Below are 26,818 nucleotides of genomic sequence, written 5' to 3' on the forward strand. Positions count from 1 at the left end.
TGGTAAACTTTATCTACTCTCAACAAATGCCTTAGACCATAAATATGTAAATATTCCTACATATGCAACAATGATAACATTGGAAATAAAATAATAATCCTATCCACTGCAACTAAACAGCTAATTATGTATAGCTATTAAAGTTATGTATCTTTTCTCAAAAAAGTTAGCTATTCCTAATAATCCAGCAAAGGTTAATGCGGTATGACCATATGTCATAGAGTTATAAGCCTTTTAAAAGGAAAAAAGTGAAAGCCATAGTGATTTTATCAAACAACAGCACTTCCAGTCTATATCTGACAAGTATAACTTTAAGGATAGTTGTAATTATAATAGTCATTATCAATGATAACGACATTACATATAACTTTTGTGACGGTTTTTTTGTTATATATTTGTAGGTACAAATTACTGTGACTATAGCTGTAATAACAGTCTAGATTTTAGGAGAAAAAATCTTAGAAGTCAAAGCTGCTACTGTACTAATTTCAGTGCCAAAGAAATCACTGGCATGTTACTAGTGTTGTAACTTTTATATCCAACAAATTATAGCTTAGGATTACAATTATCAGCGTTAAAAATCTATATATAGCAGTCTTTTTTGTGAGTTTACAGTCAAAGCAATTTATATTTAAATTTGTTCAAAATCACCAGATTAATTGATAAAATGTAATATTATCATAACTAAATTCCAAAAACTAAAATGTTTAATCAAGGCTGGTATAAAAAAGCTAAATGTATTAAGAGTCAGAACTTTAATCAACGAGCTAATAAAAATGATATTAGCCTAGTTGTGATACATTGTATAAGTCTACCTGAAAGACAATACGATAATGGCAATGTTGAGAAATTATTTACCAATCAATTAGATTGTAGTTTGCACCCAAGTTTTGCAAGCCTTAAAGGTGTTGAGGTTTCTGCTCATTTCTATATAAAACGCGATGGTGAAATTGTGCAGTTCGTTTCAGTTAATAATATAGCATGGCATGCAGGGATAAGCGAATTTCAAGGTAGACAAGGATGTAATGACTTTTCCGTAGGGATTGAGCTACAGGGTACTGATAAAACAGTTTATACTGAGCAACAATATCTTAGTTTGAATGGACTGCTAAAAGATCTTAGAAAGGCATATCCAAGATTAGTAAATATTACCGGTCATCAAAATATTGCGCCACAGAGAAAAACTGATCCAGGTAAGTGTTTTGAGTGGACTAAGATTATGTGGTAAGAATTTAGTATAAATTGATAATAAAAATAATAATATTATTTTGATTTAAACGTAAGTAAAAGAGCTTATTATTCGATTTCGGCTCTATCACCATAGTTCTCAAGCCAATCACGGCGATCTTTCGCTCTTTTTTTAGCCAAAAGCATATCTAACATTTCAGCATCATCGTATACATCAGATATAGTAAGTTGTAAAAGTCTTCTTGATGATACATCCATTGCTGATTCACGCAGTTGCGTAGGGTTCATCTCACCAAGACCTTTAAAACGCATGATATTTATCTTGCCTGTTAGTTTGGAATTTTGAGCTAAGATAGTTTCTTTTTCATTTTCATCAAGAGCATAGAAAGTGCTTTTACCAATATCAATTCTAAACAAAGGAGGTTGAGCTATATAAATATGGCCATACTCAATAAGTTTTCTAAAATGTTTTAAGAACATTGCACACAGTAGTGTCGCTATATGTAATCCATCAGAGTCGGCATCTGCGAGAATGCATATTTTATTGTATCTCAGACCGGAAATGTTATCACTATCAGGATCAACACCAATTGCTGTAGCGATGTTATGAATTTCTTGAGAGTTCATTATAGTATCAGCATCTAGTTCCCAACTATTAAGAATCTTACCTTTAAGAGGTAATACAGCCTGAAAGTTTTTATCACGAGCTTGTTTTGCTGAGCCTCCAGCTGAATCTCCCTCAACAATAAAAAGTTCAGTTGAATTAATATCAGAGCTAATACAGTCGGTAAGCTTACCTGGTAAACGAATAGAAGTATTCATTATGCGTTTACGCGTAGTTTTTTTGTCTGCGTTAATTCTCTTTTGTGCAACTTTGCTAACATTTTCAACAATTTGACGCGCTTCATCAGGATTCTGGTTTAGCCATATAGTCAGTAAATCTCTAACAGCAGTAGCGACAAAAGTAGTAACATCTTTATTAGAAAGTTTCTCTTTGGTTTGACCAGCAAATTGAGGATTTGTAATTTTTACAGATATTACATAGTTTAGCTGAGCAAAAGAGTCATTAGCAGTAATTTTGATATTTTTTACGCTAAGCGAGTTTTTCTCAATATATGCCTTAATCGCATCGTAAACACCATTTTTAAGACCAATAACATGTGTACCATCTTGAGGTGTTGGAATTAGGTTTACATAGCTATTTTTGCTACTTTCAGTAGGATCTTTATACCAGCAAAATACCGCATCTAAATAAGAGTCACCTTTTGAAAAGTTATCAATCATAAATGGTTCAGCTGGGAGTGTTTCACCAGCTAATTTATGATCAAGATAGCCTTTAAGTCCAGCCTCAAAATGCCATATAAACTTCTCTTTTTTTACTTCATTTGAATATTTTATTGTAAGAGCTTTGCAAAGTATCGCTTTTGCTTCAAACAGGTTCTTAAGGGCTTTAAAATTGACTTTGATATCATTAAAATATTTTTTGTTTGGCCAAAATCTAATTTTTGTACCAGTATTTTTCTTACCAACACTATCAATAATTTCTAAATCTTTGGTTTTAAAACCATCTTCAAAGACTATATGATAAACATTACCATCTCTTTTAATCTCTGCTTCAAGTCTAGTTGATAAAGCATTAACAACCGATACTCCAACCCCATGAAGACCACCAGAATGAGTATAGTTTGTGTTACTAAATTTACCGCCAGAATGGAGCTTAGTCATAATAAGTTCAATACCAGACATTTTATGCTCAGGATGAATATCTACAGGCATACCACGACCATCATCTGCTACTTCGATACTGTTGTCATCATATAAAGTGATATTTATTTTGCTAGCAAATCCAGCAAGGACTTCATCAACACTATTATCAATAATTTCTTGGATTAGATGATTTGGATTTTCTATATTAGTATACATTCCTGGTCTTTTCTTGACAGGGTCTAAACCAGTAAGAACTTCAATAGATTTGGCATTATAGTTTTGCATTGACAATTTTTAGATAGGTGAAATTATATTATTTAATCTAGATTTTATCATATAATCATTTTAATCCTAAGCTTAGCTGAGCGTTAAAGCTTTATTTCTTGAGGAAGTAGCAACTATAAGGTAAAAATATCGTTAGACCAATAAGTGGTAATATCACAAATGCAAAAGATAGCATAAACTCACTACCTAAGCTGATCTGACTCATAATTGCTGTTGTTATTGAGGCTATACCCATTTGCATAAAGCCCATTACAGATGAGGCAGCACCTGCTGTGGTAGTGAAGTTTTCTAGTGCAATAGGTGTTAGTGAAGGCACACTAAATGAGATACTTATAAATGTCAGTGATAATATTGCAGTTAATGCTATCGATAATTCTAAGCCTGTTAGTTTTTTGAATGCGTAGATACATAGTGTTCCTGAAATTAAAGTACAAAACATACCGAAATTTACAAGATGTTTGTATGCAATTAGATGGCTTAGTTTTGAGCAAACAAGAGATCCTAGTACAACAGCTGTAACCATTATTGTTAGTAAGTATAAAAAGTTAGATTTATCAAGTTTGAGAATATTGACAAATACATCTGGAGCTGTGACTAAACATGCGTATATCACACTGATATTTATTCCTAAAACAAAAGTAGCAAAGAAAAATTGATGATCTTTGAAAAGTAAAAAGTAGTTTTTTAAAAAGGACTTAAAAATTAAAGCCTCAAAGTTTTTTTCTCTGATTGTTTCTGGAAAAAATATTGCTACTTTTATGAATAATAGACTAGCTGCAACTAGCAATATCCAAAAAATCGCTTTAGAACTAATAAATACTCCAAGTACTGCACCAAATGCTGGGGCTAGAGCAAAAGCTATATTCATAATAGCAAATACTGCACCTTGCTCTTTAACTTTGAAAGCATCTTTGACGGCAACTGTAGCAATAACACCACCAGCTGCAGCGCCAAAGCCTTGTATCATTCTAGCATATATCAAAGTATTGATATGATTACTTAATATACATATTATTGAACTAATTATGAAAAAGCACGATCCTACTAACATTACAGGTTTGCGACCAAACCTATCAGAAAATGGTCCATATAATAGCTGACTAATCGAGTAGCCAAGTAAATATGAAGTGATAGTAAGTTGTACATGGGGATAGTCGGTACCTAAAATTGTTTTTAGCTCAGGTAAGGCTGGAGCATAAATAGTATCGCCAAATGGTCCTAGAGATACCATGAGGATTAAGATAAATATTGATGGTCTGATGCCTTTATACATTAGCTAGGTTTACCTTTACTAAAATCACCAATTATTATAGTAGCATTGATACCTTTTGGTTTAGTTTCTGTTGTTTGTGTAGTTTTAGCTGCTACAGCACTTGTTGCTTTAGCATGTTTGTCTTGCTTAAGTGGATAAATTTGCGCAACACTATTACCTTTGTCAACCTGATAATTACTTAGTATACTATCATAGATAACTTTATCACTATAAGCATCAACTAAGTATGTAGTTCCATTATCAGCTTCAATAACAATTCCTTTCTCGGTTGGGACTAACTGTCCGGAAATACCATAATCAAAAATATCACTTTTAGGAGTTAACTTGTATATGCCAAGATACTCACCATTTAATGAGTTAAAAAAGTGTAGATAACCTTGGTAGTCAGCAACAACTATTAAGCCTTTATAATAAACTGGCGCAGTTATTTTACGCCATTTTAGAATATCTTGAGTCCAGACAGTATCACCAGTTTGTATATCATAAGCTTTTAGCTCACTATTATCTTGAGTAGTAAAAATAACCCCATTGTTAATTGCCATATTATTGATAATAGAGGCTTTTTTAGCCCAAAGCATTTTACCATTATCTTTATCTAAAGCAACTATAGCTCCTTGGTAAGCGGTAAAAATAAGATAGTGATCATACAACATTGGGTTAGCGGTGATGATGTCTACCATTTTATCAGCAGGTGATGAGCCGTGAGAAATCGCTATCAGTATATTGATGGTTCTATCACCACTTTTTATAGTAAAGCCTAAAACTGCACCAAAAGCATTACCAACCATTACGGTATCATTAAGAACTATAGGTGATGAGTTACTAGGTAATGTAATCTCAGGAATGTTATTTGAAACACTCCATTCTTTAGAACCATTTCTTGCATCAAATGCTGAAACTGAGCCATCATGAGTTTGTAAATAAATTGAATTATCGTAAATTGTTGGCTGGGAAAAAATACTGCTTGGAGCATCTGTACGCCATAGAGTTTGGCCATCTTTACCATCTATAGCAGTCAATGTTCCTTTTATAGAGCCAAAAATAACAGCGTTTGCTATAGTATTTGGTTGTGCTGATAGACTTGTACCAGTATCATTTTTCCAGATTATTTTGCCATTAGTAATTGCTAAACCGTATGCCATACCATTTTGGTTAGGGACAAATATAGTATTATTTGCATAAGCAGGAGCAACATTGTAATTTGCTAATCCACCATTACCATTTCCTGTTTTTCTCTTCCATATAACTTTTACATAAGTTTCTTTAGGAGGTTTCTCAACTAATGGCGTAGGAGGTGGGACATTACTCTTAGAACAACTAGTTGCTAATACAGACAACAGCAAAGGAGCCGTAATAAATAATAGTTTTTTCATAACTAGTTAGTATTGTTTATAAGTTGACTAATAATCTGTTTAAATTGACCAGAACTATTAAGATCTTGTAAAGCTTTTTGCCAAGTTTCAATGGATTTTGTTTTATCTTTTTTCTCTCTATATGCTTGTCCTAATAACATCAAAGGATAGGCATTTTCTTTAAAAGATTTGATATTTTGAAGCGTTTTAATAGCTTGATCAGGTTGATTTGCTAAGATGTATAGTCGAGCAAGCTTTACTTTGCTAATATCGCTAAGGCTATCTTTATGGTTATTTTCTATACTTTGTTGTAGTACTGCAATAGTTTTTGGTAGATTAGTAACATTTATATTGAAGTTTTTTGTATCTAGTTTCGTTGTTGTAGTATATAGGTTAGCTAGTTGCCAACTTGCGAATATACCAAAGCTAGTATTTGGATAGTCGTTAATTACTTGCTCAAATTTGGAGATTTTTGTCTCAAGATGTGATTTTGGATTTTCATTAGCTATTAGCGCCTTTTGATACATTGTTGCTGCCTCGAGCATTTTTTTATCATTGCTAGAGTTGTAAAACTGCAAAATTATCGCGCAAATTATTACAAATATGATTATTCCAGCTATCGTATACAGAACTTGATTTTGTTTCTTGGATAAGTTTTTCATATTAGTGACGTCTACAAATTTATTGAGTTTCTAGTAAACATATAACATCTTAACATAAAAGTTACCAACGTTGTAATTTTATTAATCAGATTAGAATGTAATGTCTTAGTCTTTTGTGTTAAAATATGCTTTTGTTTTTCTAGGTTAGTTTATTTTATTACATTTAATAATATTTGAATATGGCATTAATATCTTTAGCAATTGATTATAAAAAGTCTCCGATAGAAGTTCGTAGTGAGTTTGCACTCTCTGGTTTAGATGTATCTATGTTGTATAGGTCAATACTTGCTATAGATGGTGCTGTACATGCTGTAATCTTATCTACTTGTAATCGCACCGAAGTGTACCTTGAAATATCTGATCTAAGAGTTGTCGATGATGTTTTGGTATGGTGGCAAGGCTATGTTAAAAATCCTAATTACAAAATAAAAGATTATTTTAAGCTAAGACAAGGTACAGAAGTAATCATGCACCTTATGAAATTAGCTTGTGGTTTAGAATCAATGGTTTTAGGTGAACCACAAATATTAGGACAAGTTAAAGACTCTTACACTCTTAGTAAAAAAAATCATGCTATCGGTAAAGAACTAGATAGGGTTTTTCAGAAAGTTTTTGCAACTGCTAAAAGAGTACGCAGTGAAACTAGAATTGGTCATTGTCCCGTTTCAGTTGCATTCTCAGCAATCACTTTGGCTAAAAGACAACTAGATAATATTTCTAGCAAAAATGTCCTTATCATTGGTGCTGGTCAAACAGGAGAACTTTTGTTTCGTCATGTTACAGCGCTTGCTCCTAAGCAGATAATGTTAGCAAACCGTACTATCGAGAAAGCACACAAGATTACTTCTGCTTTTAGAAATGCTAGTGCTCATTACTTATCAGAACTACCGCAATTGATCAAAAAAGCTGACATTATAATTGCTGCAGTGAATGTTTCGGAATATATTGTTACACGCAAAGATGTTGGTGATAAACCTAGAGTTTTTATTGATATATCAATACCACAAGCTTTAGATCCTAAATTAGGTGAGTTAGAGCAAAATGTCTATTATTGTGTTGATGATATTAATGCAGTTATTGAAGATAACAAAGATAAAAGAAAACATGAGAGCTCTAAAGCTCAAAAAATTATTGTAAAATCTCTTGAGGAATATCTTGAAAAAGAAAAAGCTATTATCTCAAATAGCGCGATTAAAGAACTTTTTCAAAAGGCTGATGGCTTGGTTGACCTATCACTAGAGAAAAGCTTAGCTAAAATGAAAAATGGTAAAGATGCCGAAGAGATAATTAAAAGATTTGCCTATGAAATTAAAAAGAAAGTTTTACACTACCCTGTTGTAGGAATGAAAGAAGCTTCTAAGCAGGGTAGAAATGACTGTCTTGTATGTATGAAACGTATGTTTGGTTTAAATATGGAAAAATAAATGAAAGATTCTATTAAAGCAAAATTGCAAAGATTGATAGAAAGGCATGAGGAAGTTAATGCCTTATTAAGTGATGTAGAGATTACCTCTGATCAAAATAAGTTTAGAGACTTATTAAAAGAGTACTCTCATCTTGAGCCGATTGTAAAGGCTTTTAAAGAGTATTCTCAAGCTTTAGAAGATAAACAATCCGCTTATGAAATGCTTAATGAAAAAGACGCTGAGCTTGTTGAGATGGCAAAAGAAGAGCTAAAGTTAGCTAATGAGGTTATTGAAAAACTTGAGAGTGAATTACAAATACTTCTTTTACCTCGTGATCCTAATGATGATGCTAACGTTTTCCTAGAGATTAGAGCTGGGACTGGTGGTGATGAGGCTTCGATATTTTCAGGTGATTTGTTTAAAATGTATTCAAGGTACGCTGAGCAAAGAGGCTGGAAGATTGAGGTAATATCAGCTAGTGAAGGTGAACATGGTGGTTACAAGGAAATTATCTCAAGAATATATGGTGATGGTGTGTATTCACAGTTGAAGTTTGAATCTGGTGCTCATAGAGTACAAAGAGTTCCTGCTACAGAGTCACAAGGTAGAATCCATACTTCAGCATGTACTGTTGCAGTTATGCCTGAGGCTGATGAAGTTGAGGGAATTGATATTAACCCAGCAGATCTAAAAATTGATACATTTAGAGCATCTGGTGCTGGTGGACAGCATGTTAACAAAACTGACTCAGCAATTAGGATTACCTATATCCCAACTGGAGTGGTTGTCGAGTGTCAAGATCAACGCTCTCAACATAAAAACCGTGCAGCAGCAATGTCTATGCTTAAATCAAAACTTCTACAAGCTGAAATTGATAAACAGCAAAAAGAGCAGTCTGATACACGTAAGAGCCTAGTAGGTAGTGGTGATAGATCAGAGAGAATTAGAACTTATAATTACCCTCAAGGTAGAGTTACCGATCATCGTATAAATTTAACTCTTTATAAGCTTGATGAGTTTATGGAGGGTAGTCTAGATAGTATTATACAACCACTAATTCTAGAGCATCAGGCGGATCTTTTAGCAACTATGTCTGATGAGTAGTAATATTACAATCTCTCAATTACTAGCAACTAGCCTAGCTAATTTTAATCAATCCAATATAGTAAAGCATGAGTTACAAATGATTATTTGTGATACTTTAGGTGTTGATAAAACATATCTTTATCTAAATTCAGATAGTCAACTTGACAGTAATATAGTTAAACTAATAGATGCTAAAATATCGCGTCTTCTAGCTGGTGAGCCATTCACTTATATTCTTGGTTATAAGTATTTTTGGAATCAAAAACTTTATGTAACTAAAGATACGCTTATACCACGTGCGGATACTGAAGTATTGGTATCTACAGTTTTAGATGATATAGTTGATAAAAATGCTGATATTAAAATACTTGATCTTGGCACGGGTACAGGAGCAATAGCGTTAGCTTTAGCAGCTGAGCTAGCAAATAGTCAAGTTGTTGCGGTTGATCTGCATCAGCAGACCCTTGATGTTGCTAAAAAAAATACTCGATCAAATAATATCACTAATGTCAAATTTATCCAGAGTAGTTGGTATACAAGCCTTGACGATGGTAAATTTGATATTATAGTTTCTAATCCGCCATATATAGGTTTGGCTGATACAAACATTGATCAAAGCGTCAAAGACTATGAACCTGCAGAGTCTTTATTTGCCAAAGATAATGGTTTAGCAGATATTAAGATAATTATATCTCAAGCAAACAACTTTCTAAAACAAAATGGTTGTATTTATATAGAGCATGATTTCACTCAGGCAAATGCTGTTGCAGCGTTATTTTCACAGTATAATTTTACTGATATTAATACAATTAAAGATTTAAATAATAACGATAGATGTACTAAGGCGCGACTTAGCTATTTATGATAGGGATGACCTTCTAGTATTGTATAAGCTCTATAGAGTTGTTCAGCAATAATAATACGCACTAAAGGGTGAGGAAAAGTCATTTTTGATATTGATATTTTCTCTTTTGCAATTTCTTTAACACTTTGGTCAATACCGTCAGGACCACCAATTAGAATCACAACACTTGTATTATTAAATTTCCAATTTTGCATTTTCTCTGCTAACTCTTCGGTTGAGGTGATTTTAGAATTAACATCAAGTATCACCAAGTGATCATAATGATTGAGTTTACTAATAATTGTTTTAGCTTCTTGTTCCATCCATAGTTTAGGATTACCAGTTTTGGACCGTTTAGCTATTGGTAGTTCGATTAACTCAAGAGGTATTAATTTACTTAAACGTTTCTTATATTCATCATAGCCATCACTAACCCATTTAGGTGGTTTTTCTCCAAGTGTGATTATTTTTATTTTCATGGTTTACCTTGTAAAGCACAAAATGTTTTCTTGTGAGAAGTCTGGATTAAATTGGTAACTTGCTACATTGAAGTTTTTGATATCACTAATATCTTTAATTCTATTTTCAAGAATAAATCTAGCCATTAAGCCGCGAGCTTTTTTGGCATGGATGCCAATAGTCTTATATGTACCTGCTTTATTCTCTTTGAAGTCAATATCTAACCATTTAGCATTTAAAGACTTTTTATCTATGGCTTGAGAGTACTCATTAGAGGCAAGGTTTATCAAAATTTTATTTTGCTGTTGGCTAAAATACTCATTTAATTGAGTTGTGATTTTATCTTGCCAATACTTATGCAGAATTTTGCCTTCAATTTTAATGTTTGTGCCCATTTCGAGTCTATAAGCTTGTATTAAATCAAGAGGGCGAATCAATCCATATAGACCAGATAGCATTAATAAATGACTTTGTGAATACTCTATGGTTTTACTATTTAAAGTATCTGCTTCTAGTCCTTTGTATACATCACCACTAAAAGTAAATATTGCAGCTTTTGCATTTGACTTATCATATTTATTAGGATCAAAGTTGTTGTGTTTAGCAAATATTTCTTCAGCTAATTTAGGGCTAATTTTCATTAGTTTTTCTATTTCTTCAACTTCATAATGCTTTAGAGTGTTTATAAGTTTTGTTATTTGTTCCTTAAATATTGGCTGCGTGAATTGATAGCCTGTTTTTATAGGCTCAAAATTTTGGCTTTTAGCTGGTGATATTACTATAATCATTTTAGTTAATATGTGTATTTTTTACTAACACAATGATACCAATTTATCTTAAATAATGGAATTTGCTTTGATAACTTGTAATTTTTAGCTATATCTAGTATTATACACGTCGCTGACTTGGTTTCCACGCAATGATAGATTGTGAACCCCGCTAGGTCCGGAAGGAAGCAACGGTAACTTTTGATTCATGTGCCGTGTCAAGGCTAAGTCAGCACTTCAGAAATTTTATGGTCATTTCAATTCATTACTTATAAATAATAAAAACATGTCTAACTTTAGTAATTATAATGTTAAAAATAAATCCAAGTAGAAATTATCTAATGTTGGTTTATCTTATAATATTTGTTTATTTTTAATTATAAATCTCTGCCAGCCATTAATGATGGATGATTTTTAGCGATCAAATATAAATGTTCTTTATAAATAATACTGTTTGTTCTCATGTATATAATGATTATTTTTACTGGACAGGCAGAGCTTCTGCTCAAATTCTGGTAGAAGTTATTCATGTTTGATATATTTTATAGACTTGATAAATGCTTTTGCCATTACTATATTGATTGTTTACTTATAAATAAATCGGTTATTAAAAATCATGAGAACATATTATCAAAAAAATTTATTGTATATATCTTTATTTATTATGTATTTTAGTATAACTGGATTTATAAAAAGTGCTATATAGAAAACTGCTGGTATACAATATTTATGTGGAATGAGTTTATTAGTTTATATGTTTTATACTCTTTATGTAAGAGATAATTTTTCTCCAATAAAAAGCATACTATTAGCTATAATAATTGGCTTGTATAATGAATTTTTTTATGGTTATTTTTACTATTTTCTTTTTCTATATTTTATATAAATTCATAAAAAAAGTTAAATTAAATCGAAATACTTTATATTTTTTTGTTCCTTTTATTTTTATCTGGTACTATAATGATTATAACACCTGGAAATTTTATCAGAACAGATGGTGTGCTTGATGGGCAGTCTGTTTTAATTTATGTTTTCCAGAATATATTTAGTATTACTATATCATTTTTCAAAACTTGAGGTTTCTTTACCCTTTATTGTTTCACTTATTACCGTGTGGCTATTAGAAAAAAATATAATAACTAAGTTAATAATTTCTTTATGTTTAATATCTATATCACTGACTACATTTTTTATAATGTATGGTTTAGTCGTAAGAGTTAAAAGGATACATATGCTTATTTATTTTTATATTAAATAAGTATTTTTTTGAAAGTAGGTTAGGATTATTTTTGCGTGATAAATATATTTGTTATTTTAAATTAATTTCTTTTGCTATTGTTGTAGTGTTACTCTTTATATATCTTATAGTTATATTTTATCCTATAAAAGGATTAATGAAATAGGATATTATTAACTCAGGAAAAAAATATTAGCTTAAAGCTATTGCCTTTGAGGGACTTTGTTAGGGATGGTATATATTATTTTGAACTTACTTCTGATCCTAATGGATGGTATAACAAAGAATTTGCTAATTACTATGGTTTTGATTCAGTTAAATTAAAGTAATCATAATATTTAAACTGTTTTTTATAATTAATTTAGTACAGATTCGACTTTTTTGTACTTTTGGATAAAAGTTTATTTCTGCAAAATTAAAAAATAGCAAAAGTCACTTTTTATTTATAAGTAAATCTTATTAATATATTAAAATTTATATATTTAAAGTTTGGGAAGTAGTCATGTATAATAATGTCATGATTTGATAAATAAAAAAGGTAATTTTATCACTTCAAATAATCATATTTTCAGTAACACTAAGTTCAGCAAATGGAGCTACATGGGCTAGATAATTTTTCTAGTGCTAATTGAATTTAGCATATTAGAATATCAGTGGAACACCCAGAGGGACTCGAACCCCCGCATCCACCTCCGGAAGGCGACGCTCTATCCAGTTAAGCTATGGGTGCTTGTATCAAGTTATTTATCTATGGATAAAATTAAAGTATATCTTATCGAAGATATAATTATACACAAAAGCATATACAAGGTAAAAAAATAACAAAACCAATATCTCAACTACAAGAGCTGCTAATAAAGCTCATATTTAGTATATAAGCTACCAAAAGGATTGTAACTATAAGTAGCCCCAGTTCAAAAAGCAAAGCGTGTAAACCAAGAATAATAATTCCTCACTTTGAACGGCATACACCAAATTTTATTTCGATTATATCAAAAATATAGTTATAGATGAAATTCCATAACATTGCTATTAGTTAAATTATAATAGCTAAGCTGGCGATATGAAATACATCTTGATGTAAAATGAACATAGCGAAAGGTGTAAATATCACAATGCTAAAAAATTCAAACCCTATTGTGTGGATTATTCGAGCTAAAAAGCTCATACTTTTTACACTCATTTATAGATTCTTATTTATAAAGCTTAATTATTATTATACAATTTATTGCGCTAGTTTTTTATTTAAATTTGAAAGTTTCTCTATATATATTGATTAGGCACTAAGGAATCTAAGTTTAAATATTAGAGAGAGTTTATTTGACAAAAAAATAAAAAATTTCCTTGAAAAAATTTTTTTTGACTCAATATCTAGAGTTGCAAGAACTTAGAACTATGGGATTGTTCTAAGATGTACACAAATTAAAACGTTTAAACATAAAGTTAATTAATAAAGGAGTAAGATTGTTATGAACATTCGTCCATTACAAGATAGAATATTAGTTCGTCGTGCAGAAGAAGAAACAAAATCTGCAGGTGGGATTATCTTAACTGGTAGTGCTCAAGAGAAACCTAGTGAAGGTGAAGTTGTCGCTGTCGGCAATGGTAAAAAATTAGATAATGGCTCTACACTACCTATGGATGTAAAAGTTGGTGATAAAGTTTTATTTGGTAAATATTCTGGTAGTGAAGTAAAAGTTGGTGATGAAACTCTTCTGATGATGAGAGAAGAAGATATTATGGGTATTATTGCGTAATCAAAGAATCTTACAAAATTTTAAAGGAGAAATTAAAATGGCTGCAAAACAAGTTTTATTTTCAGATGAAGCTCGTACAAAAATGCTAGATGGCGTTAATACATTAGCAAATGCTGTAAAAGTTACTTTAGGTCCAAAAGGTCGTAACGTTGTTTTAGATAAATCATTTGGTGCGCCAGCTATCACAAAAGATGGTGTATCTGTTGCTAAAGAAATCGAACTAGAAGATAAGTTTGAGAATATGGGTGCTCAGATAGTTAAAGAAGTAGCTTCAAAAACTGCTGATGTTGCTGGTGATGGTACTACTACAGCTACTGTACTTGCTCAAGCATTATTAACAGAAGGTCTAAAAGCTGTTGCTGCAGGTATGAATCCTATGGATCTAAAAAGAGGTATCGATAAAGCAACTGCTAAGCTAGTTGAAGAACTAAAAGTACTTTCTAAGCCATGTTCAGATCCAAAATCAATTGAGCAGGTTGGTACTATCTCTGCTAACTCTGATGCTACTGTTGGTAAGCTTATCGCTGATGCAATGGCAAAAGTTGGTAAAGAAGGTGTAATTACTGTTGAAGAAGGTAAAGGTTTTGAAGACGAGCTTGATGTTGTGGAAGGTATGCAATTTGATAGAGGTTATCTATCTCCGTATTTTGCAACAAATCAAGAGAATATGACTACTGATTTAGAGAATCCATATATTTTAATAGTTGATAAGAAGATCTCTAATATACGTGATCTATTACCAGTATTAGAAGGTGTTTCTAAGTCTGGTAGAGCGTTACTAATAATTGCTGAAGCTGTAGAAAGCGAAGCTTTAGCTACTTTAGTTGTTAATAATATGAGAGGTGTAGTTAAAGTATGTGCTGTTAAAGCTCCTGGCTTTGGTGATAGAAGAAAAGCTATGCTAGAAGATATCGCTATCTTAACTAGTGCTACACTTATATCTGAAGATCTAAGCATGAAGTTAGAAGAAACTAAAATGGAGCATTTAGGTACAGCTAGTAGAGTACAAGTAACAAAAGATAATACAACAATCATTGATGGTGCTGGTGAAAAAGCAGCTATCGCTAAACGAGTAAATGTAATTAAAGCTAATATTGCTCAAGCTAGTTCTGATTATGATCGTGAGAAGCTACAAGAGAGACTAGCTAAACTTTCTGGTGGTGTTGCTGTTATCAAAGTAGGTGCTGTTACAGAAACTGAGATGAAAGAGAAAAAGGATCGTGTCGATGATGCTTTACATGCTACTCGTGCAGCTGTAGAAGAAGGTATTGTTGCTGGTGGAGGTATTGCTTTAATTAGAGCACAGAAAGCATTAGATGGCTTAACAGGTGAAAATGATGATCAAAACCATGGTATAGTTCTACTTAGAAAGGCGATAGAAGCTCCGCTAAGACAGATCGTACAAAATGCTGGTGTAGAGTCTTCTGTAGTTGTTAATCAAGTTAAAGCTAACCAAGGTAACTATGGTTATAACGCAGCTAATGATACTTATGGCGATATGGTTGAAATGGGTATCTTAGATCCTACTAAAGTTACTCGTTCAGCTTTACAGCATGCTGCTTCAATTGCTGGTCTAATGATCACAACAGAGGTGATGGTTGGTGAAATCAAAGAAGCAGCTCCAGCTATGTCTATGGGTGGTGGTATGGGCGGTATGCCGGGTATGATGTAAAATCTGGTTATATTCTTTCTAAAACACAAAATACTTTTCTAAATTCTTTATTTTTACCTGTAGTAACCTTTATCAAATTTTAAGATAAAGGTTCACTATATGGATATAAATTCCAATCAAGATAAAGTTCTAGATTTGAAAGGTGTTACAATCATGGCTGTCACAGATAATTTTGGTATTCGCTGGATACCTGTAGCAGCTTGCTTGGGAGCTTCAGCAATATTCTTTTGTATACTTGGTGCTGTAATGTTTTTCTTATCTTTGGTCATAATCGCAGTTCAGTTATCCAGAAAACATCCTGATGAGGGAGGTATTTACTCATGGACCGTCAGAGCTTTAGGGCAAAAGGCAGGTTTTATGGTAGCGTGGTTATACTAGGTAAATACAATATTTTATTATCCAACTGTACTTATTTTTTTAGCTACTAACTTTGCATATTTCATAGGTCAGCCTGACTTGGTTGATAATATGTTATTATATAACGGTAGTTATTTTAGTGGCTTTTTGGTTAGCTACAGTGATTAGTTTTTGTGGTTTGAAAGCTAATAAATACCTTGTTGATATCGGTAGTGTCTTAGGTTCATTTTTGCCTGCTATAGTAATTATTGTTCTAGGTTTCATAGCATACTTTTGCTAATTCAGTCAAAGATGCTAAGAAAAATCTATATTTATAGTCTAATATTTTCTGCATTTATTTTGTTGGGTTTGTATATATTTTGGACAATTATTTTGAATCTTGTTGCATCACCTAACACGATAAATAGTGCTTCAGGATTGATGGTGTTTGAAATAATTGGTTATAGATTTGGCTGGGATTAGTTCCCAAGATTAATGGTTTTTTACTGACATTTGCAGAGCTGGCTGCTGTGAGTATTTGGCTCCTAGCCCAAGTAGTAATGTTCTTTAAATGTATACCTAAAGGAATATTGTCAGAGTGGGTACACAAAACTAACAAATATGATTCTCCTAAAAATGCCTTAGTATTTATGGTAGTATTAGTAACAGCTATAATATTACTAACAAACTTTTTACCATCAGTAAATTTGATGTATCAAGCTTTAATACTTATACTATAGTACTTTATTTTATCTCTTACTTTATATCTAGTAGTTGCTTACATCAAACTTATTGATGGTGCTTACAAATATTTATTGGGATTTTTTGTGTTTATATCGACATCAATTGGGATTATCATTTAGTTTTCAACCATCTATTGATTTAACAGGTGAATATGATATTTTTATATATGAATTTGAATTAACTCTCGGACCTAAGATCTTTATATTTATTGGTTGGTTATTATATAAATTCAAGTGGTAATCAAAAAGTAGCTTCGCTAGTATCTATTAAGAAAATTATCTAGAATATGTGTTGGTAGTATCTTTTTAAAAGATACCATAATCCAAGTCGCTTTTGTAATATAGTATCTTGGTCTTGGTTTGTCGGAATTTATTATTTTCTCAACAACTTTTGCAACTGAAATAGCAGGTTTATTAAATGGAACTTTTTTGTGTTGGCGTGCAAGTATTTTTTCATATTGCTGTTTATATACTGAAGAGTTATAATCAACATTAGTAATTGTTTTAATAGAGTTTTCTCTAAATTTGCTAGTAATAGGTCCTGTGTTTAGACTAGTTATAAAAATATTAGAGTCTCTTAGTTTTAGACGCATGGTATCTGTCAGACCTTCAATAGCATATTTACTTGCGTTGTATGCGCCGCGATACTTCATCGCAACCAGTCCTAGTACTGAACTATGTTGGATGATTTTACCATAACCTTGTTTACGCATTATTTTCAAAGCTTTATATGTTAAGTTATGTAATCCAAATACATTTGTTTCAAATTGTTGTTTGAGAAATTTAGTGTCAATATCTTCTAAAGCACCAGCCTGACCATATCCAGCATTATTAAATACTACATCTAGAGTACCACCAGTTTTATTTAAAATATCAATTAAAGCATTATCTATGTGCTCATAGTTAGTTACATCTATAAGATAGGTCTCAAAACCTTCTTGACTAAGTGCTTCGACATCTTTTTGTTGTCTTGCTGAAGCAAAAACTCTATGACCTAAATTTTTAAGTGGATAGCTGTAGCGTAGCCTATACCACCATGAGAGCAACCAGTTATGAGGATTGTTTTGCTATTGCTTGACATAATATGAAATTAGTGTATTTTATTTGCATATTGATTAGTTTAGGTTAAAATGTTTACTATGTAAATTTATCTTATTTAATATTTTCTAAAATATCTTATAGTTAAATATAGCTAGTTAATTATAAAAATGTCATACTGACTTTTATTTTTGCATCTTACGATAACCAAAAGAGAATATTTGTACAACTTTTATAATGGATAGCTCTATAAGTGCTAATCTTGTTATATAATGATAAAAAATAAACTTAAATTATCTTTTTGAATTTATCAAGAATCTTTTTGAAAAGTCTCTTATCTTGAGAAGCAGTGTTTTGTTGTTGCTGTAACTGGATTTGTCTGATTTGTTGTATCTTTTCTTGAATCTTTATTTCAGTACGATTGATTTGAGGTTTAGGTTCATCTATTACGCGTTGCTGGATATCTTGATTGTTAGCTTGTCGAGTTTGCTTTGGTTGATCTTTTATATCATCATCTAAATCAAGTTTGCCAGATTCAGGCATTCTCGGTTTGATAGAGAATTTATTTTCTGTTATGACATATACATCATTTTCATTTTTTCTTATGAAACCCTGATCTCTAAGTGCTCTACGATACTTATAGATTAAACTTTTAGATACACCAAAGCTATCTGCTAACTGAGCTGGACTATAACCATGTTCAATTGCTTTTAGAATCGCTTTTTTTATTGCAAATTCTTTCTCAGCAGGAATTTTCATACCACAAAATAGCACTTATAAATGTTTAACTAATTATAGCCTAGCTTTGTCACTTATACAACTTAGCAGCCCAACCAGAAGCCAAAGCCCACTGGAAATTGTAGCCACCGAGCCAACCGGTAACATCGACAACTTCACCAATAAAATAAAGTCCTGACTTTATTTGTTTCTAGAGTTTTAGATGAAAGCTCGTCACAACTAATTCCACCAAGGGTGACTTCTGCAGTACGATAACCTTCTGTAGTTTGAGGATATACTAGCCATTGATGTATTTTTTAGCAATACTATTAATCTCATCGATTGCTAAATCACAGACTCTTTTTTCGAGAATATCACTATCGAAAAAATTAGCTACAAAATTCTTAGGTAATAATTCTGATAGTGTGTTTTTTAGTATAGCCTTTGTGCCTTGCTCTTTTTTACTGTTTAGAAAATCAGTAATATTGATATTAAGGGATAAATCAATTTTAATGCTTTCTCCAGAGTTCCAATACGAGGATATTTGCAAAATTGCTGGACCACTTAAACCTTCATGAGTAAAAAGAATATTTTCATCAAAACTAACTTGATGATTAGATACACGACAGAAGATTGAAATACCACGTAGTTGCTCAAATTTTTGTTGATCTTCTAAATTAAATATGAAAGGTACAAGTCCGGCGCGTTGTGGATTTACTTTTAGTCCAAATTTCTTGTCAATCTTATAACCAAAACCTGTGTAGCGCCCATCGTTGGGATAGATAATTCACCTGTGGCTATTACAAGTGATTGACAGCTATATTCATCTGTTTGTGTTGTGATATGAAATAAAGATCCTTTTTTAATAATATTTTCAATATTAGTATATAGTTGTATCTTAGCATCATACTTATCACATTCTTCTAAGAGCATATTCACGATATCTTTAGTTTTGTTATCTCAGAAGAGTTGTCCTAAAGTCTTTTCATGAAATGTGGATTATCAGCTAGATATCTATCAGCAGCGATATTATAATTAGTAAAATTACAGCGTCCACCACCTGACATAGAGTTTTACGACTTCTTTTGTAGCTTGTATAGCACACATAAGTCCAGCAACACCAGCACCGATTATTATTACATCATAATTTTTTGCTGACATAAAATCCTAAAGATCATTTAGTTTATACTAGTATAACCAACAATGATAAACATCAAAACTAGATAAATAATTATAATATCTATAATGTTGTGAACATGGATATAATTTTGTATAAAAGAAGTTAAGCTAGTTATAGAATATTTACAAAGTACATAATAGCTGCAGCAGTTCCTGATATATGGCGGAACATTCATATGCCTTTTCCCATAGATAGAGGGAAAATTGAACCACACGTAAAATAAACAACCATAGTAGCTATAATAATCAAAGCGATATCACTAGTTAATAAGCTAATCACAAAAAAGCTTGTTGTTAATAAGGTGAATTAGATGTATAAATATAAAAAAAAAAGATCCTCCGAACTGAAAAATGATCTAATAACTTGCGCCGAATTATTGGTGCTGGTAAAAAAGCAAAACCTAGAAATATAGCAAGTTTTCCAAAATAAGCGGCTGAATAACCTCATTATATCTTGAATTAAGAAAGGACCTAGGGTGTTGAAGGTTATGATAAGTAAATAGGCAATTCCCATTGCGATACTTAAGGTCATAAACTCTTTATTGGTTATTACCTCAGTGATATCTTTTCTAACTTTATATAATACTCAATTTTGACTTTTTGCTTATTGTTTCTGGGGGTATATAATAAAAACTAATATCGTCAATAAAGCTACAAATTATACTAAAGAAATAAAAATCAGACTTTCAACCAAAAGCATTGAAAAAGCCTCTGATTATTGGCCCTGCAATAGTCCCTAATCCCCATATAAAGCCTATAGTAGATCCTAGTTCTATAAGTTTCTCAGGAGAAAGTATATCTGAAAAAAACCTCTTGTAACAACACCTATTGATCCCATAAGAAATCCTTGAAAGAATCTTGAGCTTAAGAGGTACGTATTCATTTGATATTAATATAGGTTAGTAAGCTAGCTACTACAAATAGTACACATGAAACTCTTAGTAGTGCCTTACGTCCTAATACATCTGTAACGGTACCTACTACTAAATTATCCAGAGCATAGCCTATTAGATATATGGATATGATCATTTTTGAAATATATGTTGAAGTGTTAATTGAAGTACTTATTCCGGGTAAGGATGTTGCAAATAGATCTATACTCATACCCATCAGGATAGGGAATTAAAGTAAGATAAATATTCGTATTTTATGATTATAATCATCATTTATAGAATTAGTTTTTTTAGTGTTCAATTTATTTTAAATGAAAAAACTCTAAGAGTATGATTTTAGCAGATTTTACTAGTGAATAAATAGTCGCTAGCATTTTATAAGATAATATGTTTTATGATTAGTATCTACCTTGTTGAATCATAGCTTCTGCTACTTTTTCAAAACCAGCTAGGTTTGCACCAGCAACTAAATTATAACCAAGGTTGTATTTACTACTAGCAAACTTACAAGCATGGAAAATGTTAGCCATGATTTGTTGAAGTTTAGATTCAACTTCTTCAGCTGTCCAAGATAGTCTAGCTGAGTTTTGGCTCATTTCTAGACCAGAAACAGCAACACCACCTGCGTTAGCAGCTTTACCTGGAGCTAGAATTATACCTTTCTTCATTAAGAACTCAATCGCCTCATTAGTTGTTGGCATGTTAGATGCTTCAACAACATACTTAACACCAGCATCAATAAGTTTTTGAGCATCTTCAACATCTATTTCATTTTGAGTAGCTGCAGGAATTGCGATATCTGCTTTTATGCCCCAAGGTTTTTCACCTGCGTGCCAGCTTGCATTGAATTCTTTAGCATAGTCTTGCATTGTTTTTTCACCATTACGGATTTTTAGCAAGAATTCAATTTTCTCATCAGTTGTAATACCTTCAGGATCATGTACAAAACCTTTTGAACCAGAGATTGTAACAACTTTACTACCTAATTGAGCAACTTTTTTACATACGCCCCAAGCAACGTTACCGTAACCAGATATTACTACTGTTTTACATTGTAGAGTGTCACCATCATGCTTAAGCATCTCATCTAAGAAGAATACTACACCATAACCAGTAGCTTCAGGACGGATTAAGCTACCGCCTGACTCTAGTGACTTACCAGTTAATACTCCGTTCTCAAAACAAGCACGAATTCTTCTGTATTGACCATACATATAACCGATTTCTTTACCGCCAACACCAATATCGCCAGCTGGTACATCGATATCTGGACCAATATGACGTTGTAATTCCATCATAAAGCTTTGGCAGAAGTTCATGATTTCAGCGTCAGTTTTACCTTTAGGATCAAAGTCGGCACCACCTTTACCACCACCCATAGGTAGAGTAGTTAAGCTGTTTTTGAAAACTTGCTCGAAGCCTAGGAATTTGATAATACCTGAGTATACACTTGGGTGAAATCTAATCCCACCTTTGAAAGGACCGATAGCGCCATTAAATTGATATCTGTAACCACGGTTTACTTGTATATTACCATCTCTATCAATCCATGGCACTCTGAAAGAAATACCTCTTTCAGGCTCAACTATACGTGCTAGAATATTTTCTTCGATATATTTAGGATTTTGTTCTAGAGTTGGTTTAAGCGTAGAAAATAATTCTTTTACAGCTTGGATGAATTCTTTTTCATGACCATCTCTTTTTTCTACTTGGGCAATTACGCTATCAATATACTCATGAGCATTCATTTATGCATCTCCTTTATAATTTGAAATTTATTAGAATATTTTTTCATATGTTTAAAACAAGTCCCCTTATGCAGTTATTATAAAGAAACTTATGAATAAATATCCTCTGCTTGTACAATTTTGTATTTAACCAAGCTAGTTTACAACTAACTTAGTTTATATTAATACGATTTTATAATAGTTTTTTATGATTAAAAACCAAATAATTTAATTTCGTACATAAATTTTACAAAGTGGTTATTATTTAGTCTTTAGATGATTAAGTATTTTCTCTGGTATAAGAGGATATAAACATTAGTATGACTTTTGGTTTTAGTTTTATGAGTGTTGTTTGGAATCTATAAAAAAGGAGTTATGTCGATGTGTATACTAATTAATTATTTTGATCAATTCTATTCACCACTAGATATAAATTGCCTAAAGTAATATACACAAACAAGACTTCTTTGAATTATCTTTAAGTAATAACAATATCTAGAGGTTGGCCTTTATGAATCCTCAACAACAAGCTTTAGACAAAATAGTTCAAGCTCAACAACTGATTGTTGTAGTGACAGATAGCTGGCAAGGGATGGCAGCTAGATTATCATACTTTACCAGAAACGGTGCAAACACTTGGAGAGTTATTAAACCAGCCTCAGCTGTTGTGATTGGTAAAAGTGGTCTAGCATGGGCAGATAGCTCTTACTAAAATTTAGTAAAGGCGCCACTAAAGCAAGAAGGCGATAGCAGATCTCCAGCAGTAGTTTTTAGCTTAGGTAAAATTTTTGGTTTTGCTAATAGGACATCAGCTGACTATATTCAAGTTAAAAAACAAGCATAGAATGTGTATCGATGACAGTAATTCAAAATATTACAATCACATAGTTAATAGCAAGCAAATTAGTGATAAAGATTGGCGCTCAGCAGAAAATATGTTAGAGATTTTATTCTATGAATACGGTATAGAAGTTTTGTAGAATACAAATTCAACAGTACCAAGAAAAGGCTCATGTATCTTTATGCATATCTGGAAGTCTGCAACTATTGGTACAGAAGGATGTACAGCTATAGCTGAAGAAGATATTAGTGATATTCAAGCATCACTACTCAAATAAAAATTCAGTGTTAGTACAACTATCACAACATATCTATGATCAAATTAAAAATGATTAGCAATTACCTGATTTATTATAAGGGCATAAATTAATGAATAAATATATAATTTTTGATAATACAAAATTAGTCAACTATATAAGAGATAATTCTCTTACAACACCTTGCTATATTTATGATTTATAGCTTTTAGACGATACTTTTGCTATTGCAAAAAAAGCTTTGGATAAGAATTTCAAAAATGCGGAAATTCATTATGCAATTAAGGCAAATAATTATCGTAAGATAGTAAATATTGCTAAAAAAATATGCATGATAATTGTATCACTGACTATTTTAACCACTGTTGGTTTAACTATTATTATTCCAGTGAAAGATGTTAATATCTTAAATGGTTTGATACAAGGTATTTCACAAGTACTGAATATAATCGGTTTAGGCGATGTTAAGCCAATAATTGTGGTAATCCTTTAGGTATGTTAGCATCACTTAGTACATGGATCTTAGGCCAGCTCGTGGTATGCAAACAGTAGCAGAGCAAGAGCTTTTCCCAAAAATTATGGAGGGTAAGAATAAATTCGGCATGCCAGTAAATATGCTGATGATACAAGTACTAATTGTAGTTGTATTATCATCGATATTTCTAATAATGTCATCAGTATATGGAGCATTTGCTTTATTGATTGCTATTACTTCACAGTTTACTGTAGTAATGTGGATAATGGTATTTTATAGCAGCTATTAGACTTAGATTTACACGACCAGATACTCATAGGGTTTGTCACGTAGGTAAGAGAAATTATAATTGGCTACATAGAAAAAGAATTTTGTGATTCACAAAAAGTGGTAGAAAAGATCATTTATTTTTTTATTTTGTTATATAACGATAGTTATAATTTTGGTGTTAAGAATTATTTGTTATTAATTTAACCATTAAATTCTCATTAGTTTTGGAGTGCAGTCAATTTTACAGCAAGTAGTTGACCACACGGCAACTTGTTAAATAACCAAGCTCCAACTTGGCTAGTATAAATTCAAAGCTATCCCTTTAATAGCTTTAAAAACAAGACCATACAAGCTTTTAAGACTCGATAAAAGTTTATCAATTTTTCAGATTTTAGAACACTAAAAAATCAAATATTATACTTGACTTAAATGAATCAATTATGAAGTGCAGACACTGCAATGCCTACAGCCTAGACGTGTTAGAAAATTAATTTGATAAAATTTCAGCAGCTGCTTTGTTAAGATCTTTTACAGCATTTTATAGAATAATTATTCTCTTTTTTTATCAAAAAACCAATAAGTACATATTCATCACGACCATATTTTACTTTAGTAGCACATCTAAGAGTTATGTTGTATTAATTAACTAGCTACTTCTAAAACATACCACAGGCATTAGTATCTTATTTAGGTGAAGTATATATTTACCATAACATTGATTTTATGAAATTATGATTATTCTTAGCATTCTAAATATTTGATTCGAGATTCAGCAAAAACTCTTTTTTATCTAATCCACCAGTATAACCACCAAGTTTACCATTTGTATTTATTACTCGGTAGCAAGGAATAATTATTGGCAAAAGATTTTTACCATTTGTATTAGCTACAGCTCTAAAAGCTGTTGGTTTGCCAATTTTTCTAGCTTCTTCAAGATAGCTGATAGTCTCACCATAAGGAATTTTTATTAATTGTTGCCAAACTTGTTTTTGAAAACTAGTACCTGTTAGTTGTAGTGGAATTGAGAAATCTCTTAGCTCTTTTTTAAAATATCTGCCTAATTGATTTGCTGTCTGCATTGTTATGCTATTAGCTTTAAAAATTATCTTTGCAGTATAAATTTTTAGCAACTTTTCTATTGAGTAGGTACTTGAATTACTGATAAAAAAACAAGCATATAAATAACTAGTATCAGCAATTGCAATTAAACTACCAATTGGCGTTTGTATTTCTTGAGCATAAAATATAGTTTTATAGATATTTTTATTTAGCATAGCTAAATAAATTTGATGAGTTTTTAGCATGAGTATTATTATGTATATTATGCCTTTTAAGATAATACACTGAGTTATTGCAAAAATAAATAAAGCACAAAATTTCGGCATAAATATAGATAAGTTTGATGTTGATTATAAAAAAGTATAAGGGCATATCCAAGACACAATAGCAAAGATAGAACCACATGATTCAGTTGAGCGCTTTGAAGCTTTAGGTGTCGAGATTATCCAAGAATATGCTCAAATAATTGATCAATATACAGTCAAAGCAGGTTACAATATATATTAAAGCTAAGTATATTGTCATAGTAATAGGATCAAGTGTAACTATACCTAAAATTAAAGGTTTGGATGAGGGTAGATTACCTAACTAATGAAACAATCTTTGAGTTTAAAGAAAAACCTAAGCATTTGATGATTATTGGTGGTGGCCTATCAGTGTTGCGCTAGCCTAGGCTCATACCTTACTTGGTTAGTAAGGTTACTATTTTTGAGGCGTCAGATACTATTCTAGGTATACTTGATAGTGAATGTAGAAAGATTATCCTCAAAGAGTTTGATAGATTAGCTATTAATGTAATAACAAATGTAAATATTGGTGAGGTAGCGCATGATGCACAGGAAATAAGTCTTTACTGTGGTGATAAGCTTTATCAAGGTTCTCATTTGTTAATTGCGGCTAGGAAGAGCACCAAACTTACAATAAGCTTGATTTAGATAAAGTTGGCATTAAATTACCTCAAGAGACATAAATGTTAATAAACGTCTAAAAGAACGAATTACAAAAATATTTATGCAATTGGCGATGTTACAGGATGGTATCAGTTTACTCATGTTGCTGGTTATCATACAGGTGTTGTGATACAAAATATTCTTTTTAAACTACCAACAAAAGTTGATTATAGTAGTTTACCATGGTCTATATATATTAATCCAGAAATAGCTTATGTTAGACAAAATATCGCACAGGCAAAACTCACGGAGTAACACTTTTAAAGTTGTTATATCAAAGTAATGACCGTGTAGTAGCAAGTTTAGCAACTGATCGACTGATAAAGGTAGCGGTAAGTAAGAAAGGTTATATATTAGGTGCTACAATTATTGGTGAGAATGTTAGTAAGTTAATTGTACAATGGACGATAGCTATTAAAAATAAAAAAACATGCCAACACACGTAGTTGCATATCAGACTCTAAGTGAGTTAAATATAGTGATAGAGTTAAAAAATAATCCATTTTTTACTAATGTTTAACCTAAGGACAATAAGAAACTAGAGGAATAGAGAAAAATAAATAAAATTTTAGTTTAGTAATAAATATAGAAGTTGGAGAAAAAAAATGGAAAAATAAATATAAAAAACTTATTTAAAAG

Annotated in this window: 16 protein-coding genes, 1 tRNA gene, 1 other RNA gene and 9 pseudogenes; 12 read left to right on the top strand and 15 right to left on the bottom strand. The window is 31.5% G+C overall.

Translation table 11 applies throughout. From position 1 onward, the window contains the following. Positions 1 to 9: 9 nt before the first annotated feature. Positions 10 to 629: pseudogene (locus tag C9379_RS06375) on the bottom strand (phosphatase PAP2 family protein). A 74-nt stretch (positions 630 to 703) separates the two neighbouring features. Here C9379_RS06375 and ampD point away from each other — a divergent pair. Further along, positions 704 to 1,228, top strand: coding sequence for a 1,6-anhydro-N-acetylmuramyl-L-alanine amidase AmpD (ampD, locus tag C9379_RS06380; protein WP_143385359.1), 525 nt, complete (start codon positions 704 to 706; stop codon positions 1,226 to 1,228). A 68-nt stretch (positions 1,229 to 1,296) separates the two neighbouring features. Here the strand turns inward: ampD and parE are convergent, their stop codons facing one another. The 4 genes from parE to C9379_RS06400 all read right to left on the bottom strand — a co-directional run bounded on the left by parE (position 1,297) and on the right by C9379_RS06400 (position 6,467). Further along, a complete protein-coding gene (gene parE / locus C9379_RS06385) occupies positions 1,297 to 3,180 on the bottom strand; it encodes a DNA topoisomerase IV subunit B (RefSeq protein ID WP_143385360.1) in 1,884 nt (627 codons plus the stop codon). A 91-nt stretch (positions 3,181 to 3,271) separates the two neighbouring features. Continuing rightward, positions 3,272 to 4,453: a multidrug effflux MFS transporter gene (locus C9379_RS06390; protein WP_143385361.1), complete on the bottom strand. Its 1,182-nt coding sequence runs from the start codon at positions 4,451 to 4,453 to the stop codon at positions 3,272 to 3,274. Beyond that, positions 4,453 to 5,826, bottom strand: a complete 1,374-nt coding sequence (locus C9379_RS06395) for an outer membrane protein assembly factor BamB (protein WP_143385363.1) — start codon at positions 5,824 to 5,826, stop codon at positions 4,453 to 4,455. The genes C9379_RS06390 and C9379_RS06395 overlap by 1 nt, the downstream gene beginning before the upstream one ends. A gap of 2 nt (positions 5,827 to 5,828) precedes the next feature. Further along, positions 5,829 to 6,467 (bottom strand): YfgM family protein, encoded by a 639-nt coding sequence (locus C9379_RS06400; RefSeq protein WP_143385364.1) that lies wholly within the window; start codon positions 6,465 to 6,467, stop codon positions 5,829 to 5,831. A gap of 179 nt (positions 6,468 to 6,646) precedes the next feature. On the opposite strand from C9379_RS06400, the gene C9379_RS06405 reads away from it, so the two are divergent. The 3 genes from C9379_RS06405 to prmC are packed head-to-tail and all read left to right on the top strand — an operon-like array spanning position 6,647 to position 9,824. Next, positions 6,647 to 7,891 (top strand): glutamyl-tRNA reductase, encoded by a 1,245-nt coding sequence (locus C9379_RS06405; protein WP_143385366.1) that lies wholly within the window; start codon positions 6,647 to 6,649, stop codon positions 7,889 to 7,891. Further along, the gene (prfA, locus tag C9379_RS06410) at positions 7,892 to 8,977 is read left to right on the top strand and encodes a peptide chain release factor 1 (protein WP_143385368.1); all 1,086 of its coding nucleotides are present in this window, start codon (positions 7,892 to 7,894) and stop codon (positions 8,975 to 8,977) included. Next, a complete protein-coding gene (prmC, locus tag C9379_RS06415) occupies positions 8,970 to 9,824 on the top strand; it encodes a peptide chain release factor N(5)-glutamine methyltransferase (RefSeq protein ID WP_143385370.1) in 855 nt (284 codons plus the stop codon). The genes prfA and prmC overlap by 8 nt, the downstream gene beginning before the upstream one ends. Here prmC and rlmH read toward each other — a convergent pair. Together rlmH and yaaA are read right to left on the bottom strand one after the other, a co-directional pair. After that, a complete protein-coding gene (gene rlmH / locus C9379_RS06420) occupies positions 9,815 to 10,282 on the bottom strand; it encodes a 23S rRNA (pseudouridine(1915)-N(3))-methyltransferase RlmH (RefSeq protein WP_143385372.1) in 468 nt (155 codons plus the stop codon). The genes prmC and rlmH overlap by 10 nt on opposite strands. Positions 10,283 to 10,285: 3 nt before the next feature. Next, positions 10,286 to 11,050 carry a peroxide stress protein YaaA gene (yaaA, locus tag C9379_RS06425; protein ID WP_143385374.1) on the bottom strand — a complete coding sequence of 255 codons (765 nt, stop codon included), beginning with the start codon at positions 11,048 to 11,050 and terminating at the stop codon, positions 10,286 to 10,288. A gap of 115 nt (positions 11,051 to 11,165) precedes the next feature. On the opposite strand from yaaA, the gene ffs reads away from it, so the two are divergent. Further along, positions 11,166 to 11,262, top strand: an RNA gene (ffs, locus tag C9379_RS06430) — signal recognition particle sRNA small type. A 1,658-nt stretch (positions 11,263 to 12,920) separates the two neighbouring features. Here ffs and C9379_RS06435 read toward each other — a convergent pair. Together C9379_RS06435 and C9379_RS06440 are read right to left on the bottom strand one after the other, a co-directional pair. Then, a tRNA-Arg gene (locus C9379_RS06435) sits at positions 12,921 to 12,996 on the bottom strand. A gap of 14 nt (positions 12,997 to 13,010) precedes the next feature. After that, a pseudogene (locus tag C9379_RS06440) lies at positions 13,011 to 13,449 on the bottom strand (PACE efflux transporter). A gap of 286 nt (positions 13,450 to 13,735) precedes the next feature. On the opposite strand from C9379_RS06440, the gene C9379_RS06445 reads away from it, so the two are divergent. The 3 genes and pseudogenes from C9379_RS06445 to C9379_RS06455 all read left to right on the top strand — a co-directional run bounded on the left by C9379_RS06445 (position 13,736) and on the right by C9379_RS06455 (position 17,015). After that, positions 13,736 to 14,023, top strand: a complete 288-nt coding sequence (locus C9379_RS06445; RefSeq protein WP_143385376.1) for a co-chaperone GroES — start codon at positions 13,736 to 13,738, stop codon at positions 14,021 to 14,023. A 37-nt stretch (positions 14,024 to 14,060) separates the two neighbouring features. Continuing rightward, the gene (groL, locus tag C9379_RS06450) at positions 14,061 to 15,695 is read left to right on the top strand and encodes a chaperonin GroEL (RefSeq protein WP_143385378.1); all 1,635 of its coding nucleotides are present in this window, start codon (positions 14,061 to 14,063) and stop codon (positions 15,693 to 15,695) included. A 99-nt stretch (positions 15,696 to 15,794) separates the two neighbouring features. Beyond that, positions 15,795 to 17,015 (top strand): annotated as a pseudogene (locus C9379_RS06455) (APC family permease). A 16-nt stretch (positions 17,016 to 17,031) separates the two neighbouring features. Here the strand turns inward: C9379_RS06455 and C9379_RS06460 are convergent. From C9379_RS06460 to gdhA, 5 genes and pseudogenes are all read right to left on the bottom strand, one after another. Further along, positions 17,032 to 17,855, bottom strand: a pseudogene (locus C9379_RS06460) (SDR family NAD(P)-dependent oxidoreductase). Positions 17,856 to 18,100: 245 nt separating this feature from the next. Then, on the bottom strand, positions 18,101 to 18,571 hold the full coding sequence (locus C9379_RS06465; protein ID WP_143385401.1) for an FTL_1293 family small RNA FtrC-regulated protein: 471 nt from the start codon (positions 18,569 to 18,571) through the stop codon (positions 18,101 to 18,103). 49 nt (positions 18,572 to 18,620) lie between these two features. Beyond that, a pseudogene (locus C9379_RS06470) lies at positions 18,621 to 19,690 on the bottom strand (aminoacetone oxidase family FAD-binding enzyme). Between the two features lie 897 nt (positions 19,691 to 20,587). Continuing rightward, the gene (locus C9379_RS08895) at positions 20,588 to 20,737 is read right to left on the bottom strand and encodes an MFS transporter (protein WP_318263481.1); all 150 of its coding nucleotides are present in this window, start codon (positions 20,735 to 20,737) and stop codon (positions 20,588 to 20,590) included. A 262-nt stretch (positions 20,738 to 20,999) separates the two neighbouring features. Next, positions 21,000 to 22,349 carry an NADP-specific glutamate dehydrogenase gene (gene gdhA / locus C9379_RS06480; RefSeq protein ID WP_143385381.1) on the bottom strand — a complete coding sequence of 450 codons (1,350 nt, stop codon included), beginning with the start codon at positions 22,347 to 22,349 and terminating at the stop codon, positions 21,000 to 21,002. A gap of 490 nt (positions 22,350 to 22,839) precedes the next feature. Here gdhA and C9379_RS06485 point away from each other — a divergent pair. The 3 pseudogenes from C9379_RS06485 to C9379_RS06495 form a co-directional block, all read left to right on the top strand. After that, positions 22,840 to 23,504, top strand: a pseudogene (locus C9379_RS06485) (L,D-transpeptidase family protein). 33 nt (positions 23,505 to 23,537) lie between these two features. Beyond that, positions 23,538 to 23,759, top strand: a pseudogene (locus C9379_RS06490) (diaminopimelate decarboxylase); the annotation flags it as partial. Next, positions 23,760 to 24,256 (top strand): annotated as a pseudogene (locus C9379_RS06495) (amino acid permease); the annotation flags it as partial. A gap of 663 nt (positions 24,257 to 24,919) precedes the next feature. Here the strand turns inward: C9379_RS06495 and C9379_RS06500 are convergent. Next, positions 24,920 to 25,444: a methylated-DNA--[protein]-cysteine S-methyltransferase gene (locus C9379_RS06500; protein WP_343377561.1), complete on the bottom strand. Its 525-nt coding sequence runs from the start codon at positions 25,442 to 25,444 to the stop codon at positions 24,920 to 24,922. Between the two features lie 73 nt (positions 25,445 to 25,517). Here C9379_RS06500 and C9379_RS06505 point away from each other — a divergent pair. Beyond that, positions 25,518 to 26,654 (top strand): annotated as a pseudogene (locus C9379_RS06505) (FAD-dependent oxidoreductase); the annotation flags it as partial. Between the last annotated feature and the right edge of the window lie 164 nt (positions 26,655 to 26,818).

It is taken from the genome of Francisella-like endosymbiont (assembly GCF_003069505.1).
Taxonomy (GTDB): domain Bacteria; phylum Pseudomonadota; class Gammaproteobacteria; order Francisellales; family Francisellaceae; genus Francisella.